Raw genomic sequence first — 15,631 nt, 5'->3', positions numbered from 1 at the left:
ACTATCGTGAAAATTATTCAGCGATATCTTTGGGCTTGGCTTCTTCCCTGCGATTAAAACCGGCCACCATATCAAAACGGAACAAACGGCATTCAAGCGCACCATTATAGAAAGGTGTCTTGCGAGATTCTTTGAGGCGCAACAACTTCGGCAAACCCAGGTCAGCAGTGAACAGGAATACGCTCCAGCCAGCAAAACGTTGCTTCAGGGTGGTACTGAAAGCACTGAAAAAGTCTTTGGCAAGATCGTCGTCTTCGATTGTGCTATCTCCACGCACACCAATACGCTCACCGTAAGGTGGATTGGTCAGCAAGATACCTGGCGTTGTCGTTGGTGCCTTGATTTCCTGTGCTTCTATCTGTTTCAAGGGCACATCAAAACGTATACCCGCCTTGTTCAGGTTATTGCGTGTCATGACGATCATGTCGCCAGAAATATCGCTGCCAAAAATAGTCGGCTCAGTTGGCAAAGGATGTGGCTTGGCACTGGCCTTGATCTGCGCCCATGCATCTGCGTCAAACTGATGCATTTTTTCAAAGGCAAATTCACGCTTCAAGCCTGGGGGGATACCCGCGAGAATTTGTGCGGCTTCAATCAAGATGGTGCCAGAACCACACATGGGGTCAAACAGGGGAGTGCCTGGCTTCCAGCCAGCGGTACGCAACAAACCGGCTGCCAGGTTTTCACGCAAAGGCGCATCGCCCGTTTCCAGGCGCCAGCCGCGTTTAAACAAAGGTTCGCCCGAAATATCCAGGTAAATCGTGAAATTGCGTGCATCCAGAAAACCGACAATGCGCATGTCCGGGTTCTTGGTATTGACGGATGGGCGCTGGGTGAACTGGTCACGGAAACGGTCACAGATCGCATCCTTGATTTTGAGCGTGGCAAAATCCAGACTCTTCAAAGGCGACTTCACTGCCGTGACGTCCACCCGTATAGTGTGATGGTAACCAAACCAGTCTTCCCAGGGCTGATCCAGCACGAGGTCATAAATATCATTTTCGTTAGCATAGCCAGAATGTGCCATGCGCATCAGCACACGCGAAGCGATACGTGAATGCAGGTTGATACGCCAGCCATCATGCAGGCTGCCTGAGCAGTGCACACCGCCAGGCACCTGATTGTGCACTGCCATGGTTTTATCCGTGGCTGCAATTTCACCCAACTCTTCAGCCAGGGCTATTTCCAGGCCACGCGGGCATGGACAAAAATAAGAATAACGCGTCATAGGAGTACCCTTTATCCGTTAAAAAACAATGGTGAAAATTCACCGCCAAGTACCAGCCCGGCGTTCTGCACCCCGGACCAGCTTTGCCACCAAACTCAGAATGGTTTGACGACAACCAAAATCAATATCGCCAGCAATAAAATCACCGGCACTTCATTAAACCAGCGGAACCACGCATGGCTACGCTTATTGTGACCTTGTTCAAACTTTTTCAACAAACTGCCACAGGCGTGGTGATAACCAAACAGCAAAATCACGCAAGCCAGCTTGGCATGCAGCCAGGCATTGCCGGGCCCTTTGCCTATGCCATAACCCAGCCATAACCAGGCCCCCAACAAGACTGCAGGCACCATGAGCATGGTCATGAAGCGATACAGCTTGCGCGCCATCAACAACAGACGCTCAACAGTTGGTGCATCATTTTCCATCGCCAGATTGACGAAGATGCGCGGCAAGTAAAACAGACCTGCAAACCAGGACGTGACGAACAGGATATGAAACGCTTTTACCCAGAGCATGCTCTACCTTTTCAATTATTGACGTACTTCGCCATGACCGAAGACCACATACTTCATCGAAGTCAGCCCCTCCAGACCTACCGGGCCACGTGCATGCAGCTTGTCATTCGAGATGCCGATCTCAGCACCCAGACCATATTCAAAACCATCGGCAAACCGGGTGGATGCATTCACCATCACCGATGCCGAATCCACTTCACGCAAGAAACGCAGTGCCCGGCTATAGTCTTCAGTGATGATGGACTCAGTATGTTTGGATGAATAGTCATTGATATGCGTGATGGCTTCATCGATATCAGCCACTACTTTTACTGCCAGGATAGGCGCAAGGTATTCCGTGCCCCAGTCTTCTTGCGTCGCTTTGGCCAGATGCGGGTAGCCTGCCAATATCGCAGCGGCTGTATCATCACAGCGCAATTCAACCTGCTTGCCTGCAAATAATTCAGCCAGTGCAGGCAAGACCTGAGCCGCAATCCCTTGGGCAACCAGCAAGGTTTCCATGGTGTTGCACGTGCCGTAACGATGGCATTTGGCATTAAATGCCACGTCGACAGCTTTCTTCAAATCAGCCTTGTCATCGATATACACATGACAGATACCATCCAGATGCTTGATCATGGGCACGGTGGCTTCCTGCATCAGGCGGGCAATCAGGCCCTTGCCGCCACGCGGGACAATGACATCCACATATTGGGGCATGGTGATCAGCTCACCAACTGCGGCGCGGTCCGTGGTTTCAACAATGAGCACTGCATCCGCTGGCAAGCCAGCGCCGGCCAGGCCTTCCTTGACCAATTTCGCCAGAGCCTGATTACAATGTATGGCTTCCGAGCCACCACGCAATATCGTGGCATTGCCGCTCTTGATGCACAGGCCAGCCGCATCCACAGTCACATTCGGACGCGCCTCATAAATAATGCCGATGACACCCAATGGCACGCGCATCTGCCCTACCTGTATGCCGGTAGGGCGGTATTTCATGTTTGAGATTTCACCTATAGGGTCTGCCAGACTGACTATCTGCTCGAGTCCTTCTGCCATGGTGGCAATTGCCTTGTCGGACAGGGTCAGCCGGTCCAGCATGGCAGCTTCCATGCCACCGGCTTTTGCCGCAGCCAGGTCAAGCTCATTGGCAGCGCGCAGGGCGGCAGCCTCACGTCTGATGGCCGCAGCGATCAGAGAAAGGGCCTTGTTTTTGGCGGCGGTGTCGGCTTTGGCCATGGCGCGTGATGCAGCGCGGGCACGGATGCCGAGGTCGTTCATGTAGTGCTTGATATCCATATTGTCATTCAGAGGATGTCTGTGCATCCCCATATTCGTTAATGAGCCTCCAGACAGAGGCGGGAATTCAATTTCTGGTTTGATAAACTGCATGACATGTACATGGCAAGTACATGTCAAATAGCTGCTAAGCTGCCTTTGCCACTTTCAAACCCAATTGCAATAAGGCATCCCAGGGATCACCCGCAAATGCTTTCGCTCGCAAACCTTTTACCATCTTATCGACTTGTGCCGCTTCTTGCAGGGCTGCCCGCAAATTCGCCAGGCTGACACGTCGCAAAGCAGGGTCCATGAGTTTTTCGCGCGGGCCCCAGATCCGATATTCTTTCAGCAAGGCTGACAAGGGTCTGCCCTGCGCCATCCCGGACTTCAGTTTCAACAGCGTGCGTATTTCTTCTGCCATGGCCCACAAAACCAGCGGCAGCGCTTCGCCCTCGCCTTTCAAACCATTCAACATGCGGACCAGTCTTGCCACATCGCCGGACAGCATGGCTTCATTGAGCTTGAAGACATCATAACGCGCCACATTCAGCACGGCATCATGGATTTGCTCAAAACTCAGCTTGCCTGGTGGGTGCAGCAATGCCAGTTTCTGGATTTCCTGATGGGCAGCCAGCAAATTGCCCTCCACCCTGTCAGCAATAAAATCCAGGCTTTGCCTGTCTGCGTTTTGCTGTTGCATTGATAAACGCAGGCTGATCCAGTTAGGCAACTGATTGCGCTCCACCAGCGGAATATCGATGTACACCGCAGCCTGCTGCAAGCTGGCCACCCAGGCTGCCTTTTGCGTCGCCCAGTCGAGCTTGGGCAAGGTGATCAGGGTCAGGTTATCCGGCGACAGATTTGCTACATAATCCTGCAAGGCTTGCCCGCCGTCCTTGCCGGGTTTGCCGGTAGGTATCCGCAAGTCAATCAGCTTTTTATCCCCAAACAGGGACTGCGACTGATTTGCTGCCAGCAAAGCACCCCATTTGAAGCTGCGCTCCACCGTCAGGATTTCACGCTCGTAAAAACCCTGTGCCTTTGCTGTACGGCGTATCTTGTCCGCAGCTTCCAGCGCCAGCAAATGCTCATCACTGGTGATCACATACAGTGGCGCCAGTGTTTTCGCCAGATGGCCATCGAGGGCATCGAAGCGTAACAACATCTTAATCGTCCATCTTTACAACGGCCAGACGACGCATGATCTGCTGTACCAGGTCGTTTTGCATGTCACGGTACAGCAAGACTTCTTCCGCCTCTTTCGCCAACACCTGGGTTTCATTGAAACTGATATTGCGTTTCAGTTGAATGTCTACCGGCTCCAGATATTCCTTGCCTTCGTTATTGCGCAGGCGGAAACGGAAGTTGTAAATCAAATTGTACTCACGTACACGGCCCTGGCTGTTCAGAGACAGAATCTGCTTGTCCCTGGTTTCGCTCATCACTTCAAGTATGACCTGCGCATCCTTGGCGCTGGACATAATCTGCGTTTGCCCGTTGGCGCGTATCTGGCGACGCAATTCACCACCCAGGGCAGAGCTTTCCGGCATGCCTATGTAAATATTCTTGAATGGCAAAGCCACCGGCCCGCGCAAGGCAAAACCACAAGCGGATAGCAGCATCACGGAGATGATGGCTACCAGCCATTGCAGACGCTTGAAATACATTGCTTGCATGCGGTTTCCTTTATTACTTGTCAGACTATTGTTCAGGGTCAGGCTTTAGTCACACTTTAGGCAACAATATTCACCAACTTGCCAGGCACGATAATGATTTTCTTGGCCGCACCTTCCATGAATTTCTGTACGCTTTCATTCGCCAGTGCGGTCGCTTCGATGGTTGCCTTGTCTGCATCCTTGGCAACCTTGATGCTGCCGCGCAATTTGCCATTGACCTGGACCATCAACTCGATTTCATCCTGAACCAATGCAGCCTCATCCACCAGCGGCCATGGTGCATCGATGATCTCACCCAGATCAGTAGCTAAACCAAGTTCCTGCCACAAGACGTGAGTGATATGCGGGCACACCGGATACAGGCCACGCAGCAAGATGCTGAACGCTTCGCGCAAGGCTGCTGCACTGCCTTCGGCTTCTGACTTGAAGGATTCTATGGTGTTGAGCAACTTCATCGCGCCAGAGACAACCGTGTTGTATTGCAGACGATCGTAATCTGCATCAATCTGCTTCAGCGTCAAATGCACTTCACGGCGCAGTGCCTTGACATCATTTGCATAAGCGCTTGGCGCTGTAGTACCAGCAGCGATAGTGCCAGACAATTTCAGGGCTGATGCCCACAGGCGACGCAGGTAACGCGATGCACCTTCTACACCGCTATTACTCCAGGCCGCACTTTGATCCGGAGGGCCGGCAAACATGGTGAACAAGCGCGCGGTATCGGCACCGAACTGTTCAATAATGTCTTTGGGTTCAACCACATTGTTTTTGGACTTCGACATCTTTTCGATGCCGCCCATTTGTACAGGCTGCCCATCCGATTTCAACATGGCGGCTATGGGACGCCCCTTGTCATCATGCTGGACTTCGATTTCATTCGGGTAGAACCAGATTTTCTTGCCGCTTTCATCTTCACGATAGTAAGACTCGTTGAGCAACATACCTTGCGTGAACAGGTTCTTGAAAGGCTCATCAATCTTGACCAGACCCAGATCACGCATGGCCTTGGTCCAGAAACGTGCGTACAGCAAATGCAGGACTGCATGTTCGACACCGCCGATGTACTGGTCCATCGCCATCCAGTAATCATTGCGCTCATCGACCATGGTGCTTGCATCAGGGCAGGTATAACGCATGAAGTACCAGCTGGAATCAACAAAGGTATCCATGGTGTCAATTTCACGGTGTGCAGGTTTGCCGCATTTAGGGCAAGGCACATTCAGAAAATCTTCACGATGTTTCAATGGGTTGCCAGAACCGTCGGGGATGCAGTCGGTAGGCAATACCACCGGCAAATCTTTATACGGTACAGGCACGTCACCGCAACTGGCGCAGTGGATGATAGGGATAGGTGTACCCCAATAACGCTGGCGGGAAATACCCCAGTCGCGCAAACGCCAGGTGGTTTTTTTCTCGCCCAGACCTTTGGCTATCAGGTCATTCGCCACTGCATCCACCGTGGCCTTGAAGCTCAGACCATCATATTTACCGGAATTGACGGTGACACCGCGTTGCTTGTCACCATAATATTCTGCCCATGCATCGGTGCTGAAGTTTTCGCCTTCAATTGCCACCACTTGCTTGATGGCGATATGGTATTTTTTCGCGAAAGCAAAGTCGCGTTCATCATGCGCAGGTACGCCCATGACAGCGCCATCGCCATAGGTCATCAAGACATAGTTACCAACCCAGACTTCGACTTGTTCACCAGTCAAGGGATGAGTAACGAACAAGCCGGTAGGCATGCCCTCTTTTTCCTTGGTCGCCATTTCGGCTTCTGTGGTGCCACCAGCCTTGCAGACTTCGATGAATGCTGCCAGATCTGCATTATTCTTTGCTGCCAGCGTGGCAATGGGGTGTTCTGCAGCCACGGCGCAGAAAGTAACGCCCATAATGGTGTCAGGACGGGTAGTAAACACATACAGCTTGCCGTCTTGTACCAAAGTGCCAGTTTCATCAGCGATCTGATGCGGAAAAGCAAAGCGTACGCCTTCGCTCTTGCCTATCCAGTTACGCTGCATGGTACGCACTTGCTCAGGCCATCCATCCAGATCGTCGATGCTGTTCAACAGTTCATCTGCATATTGCGTGATTCCAAAGTAATAGCCTGGGATTTCGCGTTTTTCGACCAGGGCACCAGAGCGCCAGCCACGCCCATCAATCACCTGCTCATTCGCCAGCACGGTTTGATCGACAGGGTCCCAGTTGACGACCTGGGTCTTTTTGTAGGCAACGCCTTTTTCCAGCATCTTCAGGAACAGCCACTGGTTCCAGCGGTAGTAATCAGGGTCGCAGGTAGCGACTTCACGCGTCCAGTCAAATGCCAGGCCCAGAGGCTGCATCTGCGACTTCATGTCTTCGATGTTGGCGTAGGTCCATTCTGCGGGCGATTTTTTATAGGCAATCGCCGCATTTTCTGCTGGCAAGCCAAACGCATCCCAGCCCATGGGCATGAGGACGTTATAGCCCTTCATGCGCAGCTGGCGTGCCAGCATGTCATTGATCGTGTAATTGCGCACGTGGCCCATGTGCAGCTTGCCGGAAGGGTAAGGCAGCATGGAACAAGCGTAGTACTTACCTTTAGGGAAACGTGGATTGTTTTCTACTGCCGTATAGGCATCGATCTTTTTCCAATGGGATTGCGCCGATTGTTCGACGTCGGAAGGCGTATATTTTTCTTGCATGGCGTAAGCAGAAGTAGGTGCAGAAATGACTCAGAACCTTAGATTATAACTGCTTAAGCCGTATTATTGAGCAAAGCCTCTGAGTGAGACCCGAATAATGGCGCTATTGGAAGGAATAATGCGCGTTACCTGTGTCGGGGGCCAGGTTTAACGGGCAGCTTTCTTGTCGGTAACGAAAGAAATCCTGCTCAAGCCTTGCGCCTGGGCAGCAGCCATGACCTGGGCAATGATTTCGTAACGGGTAGCCTTGTCGGCGCGCAATTGTATTTCCGTCTGCTTGCTGTTACGCGCCAGCGCAGCCAGTCTGGGCTCCAGTTCAGCCATGGACAATACATCCTTGTCCCAGTACAAACGTCCTTCTGCATCAAACGCAATATGGATAGCGTTCGCCGGTTCCGGTACGGCAGCAGACTGTGCCTGTGGCAAATCCAGTTTGATGGCATGCGTCATGAAGGGGGCGGCAATGATGAAAATCACCAGTAGTACCAGCATCACATCCACCATGGGTGTGACATTGATATCTGCCATAGCCTCCTGCGAACGGGAGGTAACAGAATCAGATTGCTGGAATTTACCGAATGACATGCTGGGTCAGTCTCAGGCTTTGCACCAGTGCGCGTGTAAGTCAAAGGCAAAACCGTCCAGCTCGGCCAGGGTTATACGGTTGATACGATTGAAACCGTTATATGCCAGCACCGCCGGTATCGCGACGATCAATCCCAGCGCAGTCATGATCAGTGCTTCACCAACCGGGCCAGCCAGTTGATCTATCTGCACAGCACCCGATGCAGAAATGGCCGTCAACGCATGATAAATACCCCACACCGTTCCCAGCAGGCCGACAAAAGGGGCTGTTGCCCCTATCGATGCCAGCATGGTCAGCCCGGCTTCAAGTCTGGTAGTCAGTGCTTGCAATTGCTGGCGCAGGCTGCGGGTGAGGACTTCGCTAAATGCGGTATTTTCAGATAAGGTACCAGCACGTCTGTCCGCCTGCTCTGCCGCATCAGCCAGCGCAATAAAGACGTGCCCCCTGTCGGCCTGGCGCAGCATCGCCATGGCATCGGCCAGGCTGGGTGACTGCCAAAAGACCCGCAAGGCTGGTGCTGCCTGGCGGATACGCCAGAAAGTCCATGCCTTTAATAAAATCAGGGTCCAGCTGAGTACCGACATGGCCAGCAAGAACCAGCCGACCATGTGTCCCAGCAAGTCAGCCTGTTCCCAATAATGTGCAATCGCAGAATTCATAGGGCCGGGTCAGCACTTTACTTAGCGCAAGCCCAATACGTCGTACATGTCGAACAGGCCTGTAGGTTTATCCTGCAGGAAACGGGCCGCACGCAAACTACCATGCGCATAAGTGACACGGCTGGATGATTTATGTGTTATTTCAACCCGCTCGCCAATACCGGCAAACAAGACAGTATGGTCACCAACAATGTCGCCACCACGGATAGTGGCAAAACCGATCGATGATGGATCACGTTCGCCAGTGACGCCTTCCCGGGAAAATACGCCAACTTCATTCAGGTCAAGCCCCAGTGCGTCAGCGATCACTTCACCCATTTTCAGGGCTGTGCCTGACGGCGCATCCACTTTATGACGGTGATGTGCTTCGATAATTTCAATGTCATAGCCGTGCGAAAAACTTTTGGCAGCCATTTCCAGCAATTTCATCGTGACATTCACGCCCACACTCATATTCGGCGCAAACATGATGGCAGTCTTTTGCGCGGCAGCGGCAATCGCTGCCTTGCCCGCCTCGTCAAAACCGGTTGTGCCTATGATCATCTTGATACCGTGTTCAGCACAATATTCAAGATGTTTGAGTGTACCTTCGGGGCGGGTGAAGTCGATCAGATAGTCGGCATCCGCCAAAGCTTTTGCCAGGTCGGACTCTATCGACACACCTGTCGGCTTGCCCAGACTAAGACCTGCATCCGTACCCAATGCAGGGGAACCGGGCACATCCAGCGCCCCGGCCAGCACCAGATCATCAGCATTGCTGATCGCTTCAACCAACATTTTTCCCATACGGCCAGAAGCACCCGCTACGGCAATTTTCAAAGCTGTCATAGTGTTTTATTTCTCTTTTTTCTTGGCTGGGCCATCAGTGTCAATCACTGACTGTACGCGATTCACGCCCAATGCGGATTCGGTAATGCGGGCCAGATAATCTTTTTCAGTAGGCAGGTTACCGCCTTCAAATTTGGCAACAGTGTTATTTTTGAAATACACTGATACCCGGCTGGTGATTTGTTCACCATTGCCCTTGGTCAGGCGAAACGGGTAATCCCAGCGGTCTTCATGAAACATGTCGGTCAACAAAGCTGTGCCCAGCAAAAACCGAACCTGTTCACGAGTCATGCCTTCTTTTAATTGGGAAACCATTTCTTGTGATACGAAGTTACCTTGCTGAATAGGGATGCGATAAGGCGAGATATAACTAAGCAACTTGGCAAAGCCGGTAGGCGCAACCACCTGTGCACCACTGGTATCACCAGTATTGGTTGGACTGGCATACACCGAAGTTTTGTCTGCAGTCGACAAAAAAGGTAAAGCTGATGAACATGCAGTCAGGCAGGCAATCAGTGCCAGACCCGCAGCACGACCCAGTGTGGTCCGTTTTGACTCTGAAAACAACAAACGCATAGGTAACCTCATTATTGAGCAACAAGCCCTAAAACCCGATATCATAAAGCAGATAGCAAATTTTTGATCGAAAACATGACAAACAGCACTCCCAACCTGAAGGCCAGCGGCCTGAAAGCCACCCTTCCACGACTGAAAATACTGGAAATTTTCCAGAACAGCCCGGTTCGCCATTTGACAGCAGAAGACGTATATAAGATCCTGCTGAATGAAAATATGGATGTTGGTTTGGCAACGGTGTATCGGGTTCTGACGCAATTTGAACAGGCAGGCCTGCTCAATCGCAATCATTTCGAGACCGGCAAGGCAATTTTCGAGTTGAATGAAGGTTCACACCATGACCATCTGGTCTGCCTCGATTGTGGACGGGTGGAAGAATTCTTTGACGAAGAAATTGAACAACGCCAGCACAAGGTCGCCCTGGAGCGTGGCTTTAAAATTGCCGAACATGCACTGGCCATATACGGCAACTGCACCAAACCCAACTGCGAGCACAAGGGCTAAGCTTACGCTGACTATTGCAGCTTTGTATTAAAGTAGACCGCATCAGGCATATCTGCATGCCTGATTTAACTGCCACTCATAGCAGTCCTTACATGCCTATCTTGGCAACCACACTGGCTACTGTGTCAATTATTTTTTGAGCATTGAAAGGTTTGAGAATATAGCCATGGATACCGGTTTTCACAGCCTCTGAAATGGTTTCCTGATCTTTATTCGCAGTAACCATCAGCACACAAGCCGTGGGGACCAGTTCTTTCAGGCGAGGCAAAATCTCGATACCACTGATCTTGGGCATAACCACATCCAGCATGATGAGGTGAGGCTTGAGCCTGACCGCCATTTCCAGGCCCGTGCTGCCATCAGTTGCTTCGCCAACAACGTTATAACCCTCGCTGCGCAAAATCACCCTCAGCACCTCTCTGGTGACATCATTATCGTCTACCAGCAATATTGTTACGTTTTTTTTGTCCATATCCGTATTGATTACTTAAAAGTTTAAGCTGCTGCTTAATATCAGCTAAGGATAGGCCCTGGCATACAAGGTAACAAGAGCAGAGTGATGTTGCTATACCGCAAGACTCAGAATTTAACAAAACCTTGCCTGTGGCTTTTGATGGGAAGCTAATGCCAAATTTTTATTGGCTTAATGCATTCGACAATAATTTTGCAGTGATATCAACAATCGGTATCACTCTTTCATAAGCCATGCGCGTCGGACCTATCACTCCCAGTGTACCGACTATCTTCCCGTTAACTTCATAGGGCGCGGTCACGATGCTCATTTCTTCCATGGGGACGAGCTGCGATTCACCGCCTATGAAGATCTGCACGCCAGTCGCCTTGCTGGACACATCCAGTAACTGCATCAGACTGCTTTTTTGCTCGAACATATCAAACAACTTGCGCAAGGAACCCATGTTGGATGACAGATCCTGCACATTCAATAAATTGCGCTCGCCTGAAATGACAACCTCTTCATTTTGCTCATCCATGGCGTTACTGCCAGCTTCCACTGCTGCCTGCATCAGTCTGGTCATGTCATTTTGCAGTTGCCGCAATTCGCTGTTGATACGGGTACGCGCATCAGCAAAACTCAAACCGCCAAAATTCTGGTTCAGGTAATTGGCAGCATGCACCAGTTGCCCCTGGTTATAGTCCACGTCAGTCAGCAACAGCCTGTTGTGTACGTCGCCAGTAGGCGACACCACGACCAGCAAGATACGTTTTTCCGACAGTCGCAAAAATTCCACTTGTTGGAAGATGGATTCGGTACGCGGCGTCATCACTACGCCAGCAAATTGCGATAGCGAAGACAAAATCTGTGCTGCATTGGCGATCAGCTTTTGTGGCGGTTGCGACAACATACCAGCCTGCAAGCGTGACTCCAGGCCGACTTCATTGATTTCTTGCACTGTAAGTAATTTATCCACAAACACTCTATACCCACGTGGCGTGGGTATACGCCCTGCCGAAGTGTGCGGACTAGCAACAAAACCCATCTCTTCCAGGTCAGCCATGACATTGCGTATGGTCGCTGGCGACAATTCCAGGCCGGAAATTTTTGACAGGGCGCGGGAACCCACAGGCTGGCCATCGGCGATATACCGTTCGACCAGGGCTTTTAATAAGGTTTGTGCGCGAATATCGAGTTGCATAGTTTCATTTTATGCGTTCATGCCAGCAATGAACATAGAAAGTTTTATATCCACTGCGCCAACTCATGCAGGCTGGCAAATTCTGCATCTGGCCTGATATGAATATGGCGCTCATCCTCAATTTTCAAACCCTTGCGATTCATCCAGCCACCTTTCAGGCCAGCTTGTTGCGCGCCTTGCACATCCAGCAACAAATCATCACCCACATACAATACTTCAGCCGGTGCCAATTCCAGCGCATCGCAAGCCGCCAGGAAAATTCGCGGGTCAGGCTTGGCACATCCAAAACGATAGGCCGCTATTGATACCTTGAAATGGCTGGCAATACCAATGGCCGACAAATCCGCGAAGCCATTCGAGACAGTACCCAGTACGATCTTTTTTTCCAAAGCCTGCAGGCCAGACCTGACATCTTCATATAAATCCACCTGGTTCCTGGCATACGCAAATACCGCCATGGCTTGATCGGCTTTTTCCACGGCCACACCATGTTCCTGAAATACTTCGCTTAACAGGGTATGGCGCAACGCCCACAAGTCATATTGAAACCGCGGATCGGCAGACACCAGGGCGTTCCGGCGTTCACGCAATTTTTCCACACTGTAATTTTGAGCAACTACAGGTACATGTTCATGCATCCATTGCTGCAATGCCGCTTCAGCATGGCGTATCACCGGCACAACAGGCCACAAGGTATCGTCCAGATCCAGCAAAACTGCTTTTAATGTCATAAAGTGCACTCAATTCATTCATTCCTGGCTTAATTATGGTCTAATCTGAGGCATCATGTCACCTCCACCTTGTTTATGACTGTCCAGGCCAAAACCATTGCACTTGTTGGAAAATATAATGCTGCCGGTATCGCGGATTCCATGACCGAACTGGCAAATTTCCTGGAACACGCAGGACACCACGTAGTTATCGAAGCAGAAACCGCACAATACCCGCAACTCGCGCAGTTTACGACCATGGCAGTTCCTGAAATCGGCAAATCTGCTGATGCCGCCATCGTCATCGGTGGTGACGGTACCATGCTGGGCATAGCGCGCCAACTGGCACCCTATAACGTACCACTGATAGGCGTCAATCAGGGCCGACTGGGTTTCATCACCGACATCGCCCTGGATCGCATGATACCGGCCATTACGGACATGCTGGATGGCAAATATGTGTCGGAGCGCCGCAGCCTGCTTCAGGCCATCGTGGTACGCGATGGTGACCAAATTTTCAGCGGTGTTGCCTTCAATGATATCGTGGTGTCACGCGGCGCTGGTTCCGGGATGGTGGAATTGCGTGTGGAAGTCGATGGCCATTTCATGTATAACCAGCGTTCTGATGGTCTGATTGTTTCAACCCCAACTGGCTCCACCGCCTATGCCCTGTCCGCAGGCGGTCCGCTGCTGCATCCAAGCCTGTCGGGTATCGCCATGGTGCCGATTGCGCCACATGCCTTGTCCAACCGACCGATAGTCTTGCCGGACAGTAGTGAAATCGTGATTGAGATCGTAGCCGGACGCGACATCAGCCTGAACTTTGACATGCAAAATTTTGCCAGTCTCATACATCAGGACAGGATAATCGTTAACCGCTCTGCCCATACGGTAACTTTCCTGCATCCTCAGGGCTGGAATTATTACAATACCCTGCGCGAAAAACTGCACTGGAATGAATATCCCTCGGTCGAAGGGGCACTTAACTGAAACACGCACATAAAGTGTATTGCTAAAATAGCGGCTAGCCCAGTTGGCTGCTGTACCAGAGACATCATATCCACCTCCATTTCACCCTATTACCGTCTGTTCATTATGCTGCGCACGCTTGCCATTCGTGATTTTGTCATTGTCGATACGCTGGAACTCGAATTTTCATCCGGTTTCAGCGTACTGACCGGTGAAACTGGGGCCGGTAAATCCATCCTGATTGATGCGCTGACCCTGGCACTGGGTGGCCGTGGGGATGCCAGCATGGTGCGCGAATCAGCCGCCAAAGCGGATGTCAGTGCTGAATTTGCCATCAATGCCAACCTCACCGACTGGCTGGAAGCCAATGACTTCAGCGACCCTGACCAGCAACTGATACTGCGCCGCACGATAGATAATGCCGGACGCTCAAAAGCCTGGATCAACGGCATCACCGCCACCGCCAGTCAGTTACGCGAGATCGGTGATTTACTGGTGGATATCCATGGCCAGCATGCCCATCAGTCCTTGTTAAAAACCGAGGCCCAACGGTCCCTGCTGGACATGCAGGGCGGGCTGGAAGAACAGGTACGCGAAGTCGGCCTGCGCTACAGGGCCTGGCGCAATCTGAGCAAGCAGCGCGAAGAATTTGAAACCAATGCCAAGAATGTCTTGCAAGAACGTGAGAGACTGGAATGGCAAGTCGGTGAACTCGACAAATTGCAGATCAAGCCTGGCGAGTGGGAAGACATCAGCCAGGAACATAGTCGCCTGGCCCATGCTGCCAGCTTGCTGGAAGGAGCACAGGAAGCTGCCGCCCTGATTTCCGAATCTGATCATGCTGTGCTGTCACAGTTGACGGCGGTTCAGCACAAGCTGCAAAAACTGCTGGACTATGACGCAGCCTTAAAGCCAGTCATTGAAGCACTGGATTCTGCCTGCATCAACCTGCAGGAAACCACCTATGCGCTGAACGATTATCTGAGCCGCACAGAACTTGATCCGGCACGTCTGCGCCAGGTCGAAAGCCGTGTCGAAGCAATTCATACGACGGCCCGTCGTTTTCATGTCGCGCCAGAAAAGCTGCATGAAGAATTTGCCATTTTATCGGCACAGCTGCAGCAGCTATCCAATGCCAGCGATATGGATGCCCTGAAAGCACAGGAAGAAAAAGCCCGCTTAAGCTATCTGCAGGTAGCACAAAAACTCAGCAAGGCACGCACCAAGGTGGCAAAGGAACTGGGTGCAGCAGTCACAGCCGCCATGCAAGACCTGAGTATGGGTGGTGGCAGTTTTTCCATCGCCCTGCATGCTTCCGAACCTGCGGCTTATGGGCTGGAACAAATTGAATTCCTGGTGGCTGGCCATGCCGGTGTCCAGCCGCGGCCACTGGCCAAAGTGGCATCCGGAGGTGAGCTGGCCCGTATCTCATTGGCCATCTCTGTCATCACTTCCGGTGCAACTGCTACCCCCACCCTCATCTTCGACGAAGTCGATAGCGGCATCGGTGGTGGTGTGGCCGAAGTAGTCGGGCGTTTGCTGAAACGACTGGGGCAAGACCGGCAAGTTTTGTGTGTCACCCATTTGCCACAAGTCGCCAGCCAGGCCAATCAGCACTTTCAGGTCAGCAAGGCCAGCCACAAAGGCAAGACTACATCACAGATTGAAGCACTCGACAGCAAACAACGTGTCGAAGAAATTGCCCGCATGCTGGGCGGCATAGAAATCACAGCAACTACGCGCAAACACGCCAGAGAATTACTGGCATCTTAAGA

16 protein-coding genes are annotated in these 15,631 nt (G+C 51.7%); 3 read left to right on the top strand and 13 right to left on the bottom strand.

Translation table 11 applies throughout. The features are described 5' to 3' along the window. Positions 1–13: 13 nt before the first annotated feature. The 10 genes from AC1RVX_RS12480 to AC1RVX_RS12435 all read right to left on the bottom strand — a co-directional run bounded on the left by AC1RVX_RS12480 (position 14) and on the right by AC1RVX_RS12435 (position 10,018). Positions 14–1,228, bottom strand: a complete 1,215-nt coding sequence (locus AC1RVX_RS12480; protein WP_493216912.1) for a THUMP domain-containing class I SAM-dependent RNA methyltransferase — start codon at positions 1,226–1,228, stop codon at positions 14–16. 95 nt (positions 1,229–1,323) lie between these two features. Beyond that, positions 1,324–1,746 (bottom strand): CopD family protein, encoded by a 423-nt coding sequence (locus tag AC1RVX_RS12475; RefSeq protein ID WP_493216911.1) that lies wholly within the window; start codon positions 1,744–1,746, stop codon positions 1,324–1,326. A gap of 15 nt (positions 1,747–1,761) precedes the next feature. Then, the gene (locus AC1RVX_RS12470) at positions 1,762–3,054 is read right to left on the bottom strand and encodes a glutamate-5-semialdehyde dehydrogenase (protein WP_493217114.1); all 1,293 of its coding nucleotides are present in this window, start codon (positions 3,052–3,054) and stop codon (positions 1,762–1,764) included. 100 nt (positions 3,055–3,154) lie between these two features. Continuing rightward, the gene (gene holA / locus AC1RVX_RS12465) at positions 3,155–4,174 is read right to left on the bottom strand and encodes a DNA polymerase III subunit delta (protein WP_493216910.1); all 1,020 of its coding nucleotides are present in this window, start codon (positions 4,172–4,174) and stop codon (positions 3,155–3,157) included. 1 nt (position 4,175) lies between these two features. Continuing rightward, entirely contained in the window at positions 4,176–4,685 is a 510-nt protein-coding gene (locus tag AC1RVX_RS12460) for an LPS-assembly lipoprotein LptE (RefSeq protein ID WP_493216909.1), read from the bottom strand. Positions 4,686–4,741: 56 nt separating this feature from the next. Further along, positions 4,742–7,369: a leucine--tRNA ligase gene (gene leuS, locus AC1RVX_RS12455; RefSeq protein WP_493216908.1), complete on the bottom strand. Its 2,628-nt coding sequence runs from the start codon at positions 7,367–7,369 to the stop codon at positions 4,742–4,744. 147 nt (positions 7,370–7,516) lie between these two features. Further along, positions 7,517–7,897, bottom strand: a complete 381-nt coding sequence (locus AC1RVX_RS12450) for an ExbD/TolR family protein (RefSeq protein WP_493216907.1) — start codon at positions 7,895–7,897, stop codon at positions 7,517–7,519. Between the two features lie 69 nt (positions 7,898–7,966). Continuing rightward, positions 7,967–8,614 carry a MotA/TolQ/ExbB proton channel family protein gene (locus AC1RVX_RS12445; protein ID WP_493216906.1) on the bottom strand — a complete coding sequence of 216 codons (648 nt, stop codon included), beginning with the start codon at positions 8,612–8,614 and terminating at the stop codon, positions 7,967–7,969. Between the two features lie 21 nt (positions 8,615–8,635). Continuing rightward, on the bottom strand, positions 8,636–9,442 hold the full coding sequence (dapB, locus tag AC1RVX_RS12440) for a 4-hydroxy-tetrahydrodipicolinate reductase (protein WP_493216905.1): 807 nt from the start codon (positions 9,440–9,442) through the stop codon (positions 8,636–8,638). A 6-nt stretch (positions 9,443–9,448) separates the two neighbouring features. Then, a complete protein-coding gene (locus AC1RVX_RS12435) occupies positions 9,449–10,018 on the bottom strand; it encodes an outer membrane protein assembly factor BamE (protein ID WP_493216904.1) in 570 nt (189 codons plus the stop codon). A gap of 75 nt (positions 10,019–10,093) precedes the next feature. On the opposite strand from AC1RVX_RS12435, the gene fur reads away from it, so the two are divergent. Continuing rightward, the gene (gene fur, locus AC1RVX_RS12430; protein ID WP_493216903.1) at positions 10,094–10,522 is read left to right on the top strand and encodes a ferric iron uptake transcriptional regulator; all 429 of its coding nucleotides are present in this window, start codon (positions 10,094–10,096) and stop codon (positions 10,520–10,522) included. A gap of 88 nt (positions 10,523–10,610) precedes the next feature. On the opposite strand, the gene AC1RVX_RS12425 is transcribed toward fur, so the two are convergent. The 3 genes from AC1RVX_RS12425 to AC1RVX_RS12415 form a co-directional block, all read right to left on the bottom strand. Then, positions 10,611–10,994, bottom strand: coding sequence for a response regulator (locus AC1RVX_RS12425; RefSeq protein WP_493216902.1), 384 nt, complete (start codon positions 10,992–10,994; stop codon positions 10,611–10,613). A gap of 163 nt (positions 10,995–11,157) precedes the next feature. Next, positions 11,158–12,177 carry a heat-inducible transcriptional repressor HrcA gene (hrcA, locus tag AC1RVX_RS12420; RefSeq protein WP_493216901.1) on the bottom strand — a complete coding sequence of 340 codons (1,020 nt, stop codon included), beginning with the start codon at positions 12,175–12,177 and terminating at the stop codon, positions 11,158–11,160. Positions 12,178–12,221: 44 nt separating this feature from the next. Next, positions 12,222–12,908 (bottom strand): HAD family hydrolase, encoded by a 687-nt coding sequence (locus tag AC1RVX_RS12415; protein ID WP_493216900.1) that lies wholly within the window; start codon positions 12,906–12,908, stop codon positions 12,222–12,224. Between the two features lie 75 nt (positions 12,909–12,983). Between AC1RVX_RS12415 and AC1RVX_RS12410 the strand changes: the two genes are divergently transcribed. Both AC1RVX_RS12410 and recN read left to right on the top strand, forming a co-directional pair. After that, on the top strand, positions 12,984–13,877 hold the full coding sequence (locus AC1RVX_RS12410; RefSeq protein WP_493217113.1) for an NAD kinase: 894 nt from the start codon (positions 12,984–12,986) through the stop codon (positions 13,875–13,877). 105 nt (positions 13,878–13,982) lie between these two features. After that, a complete protein-coding gene (gene recN, locus AC1RVX_RS12405; protein WP_493216899.1) occupies positions 13,983–15,629 on the top strand; it encodes a DNA repair protein RecN in 1,647 nt (548 codons plus the stop codon). The last annotated feature ends 2 nt before the right edge of the window (positions 15,630–15,631 follow it).

Source organism: Undibacterium sp. GW821-FHT11B02, from assembly GCF_058808955.1.
This window is presented reverse-complemented; position numbering and strand designations above follow the sequence as displayed.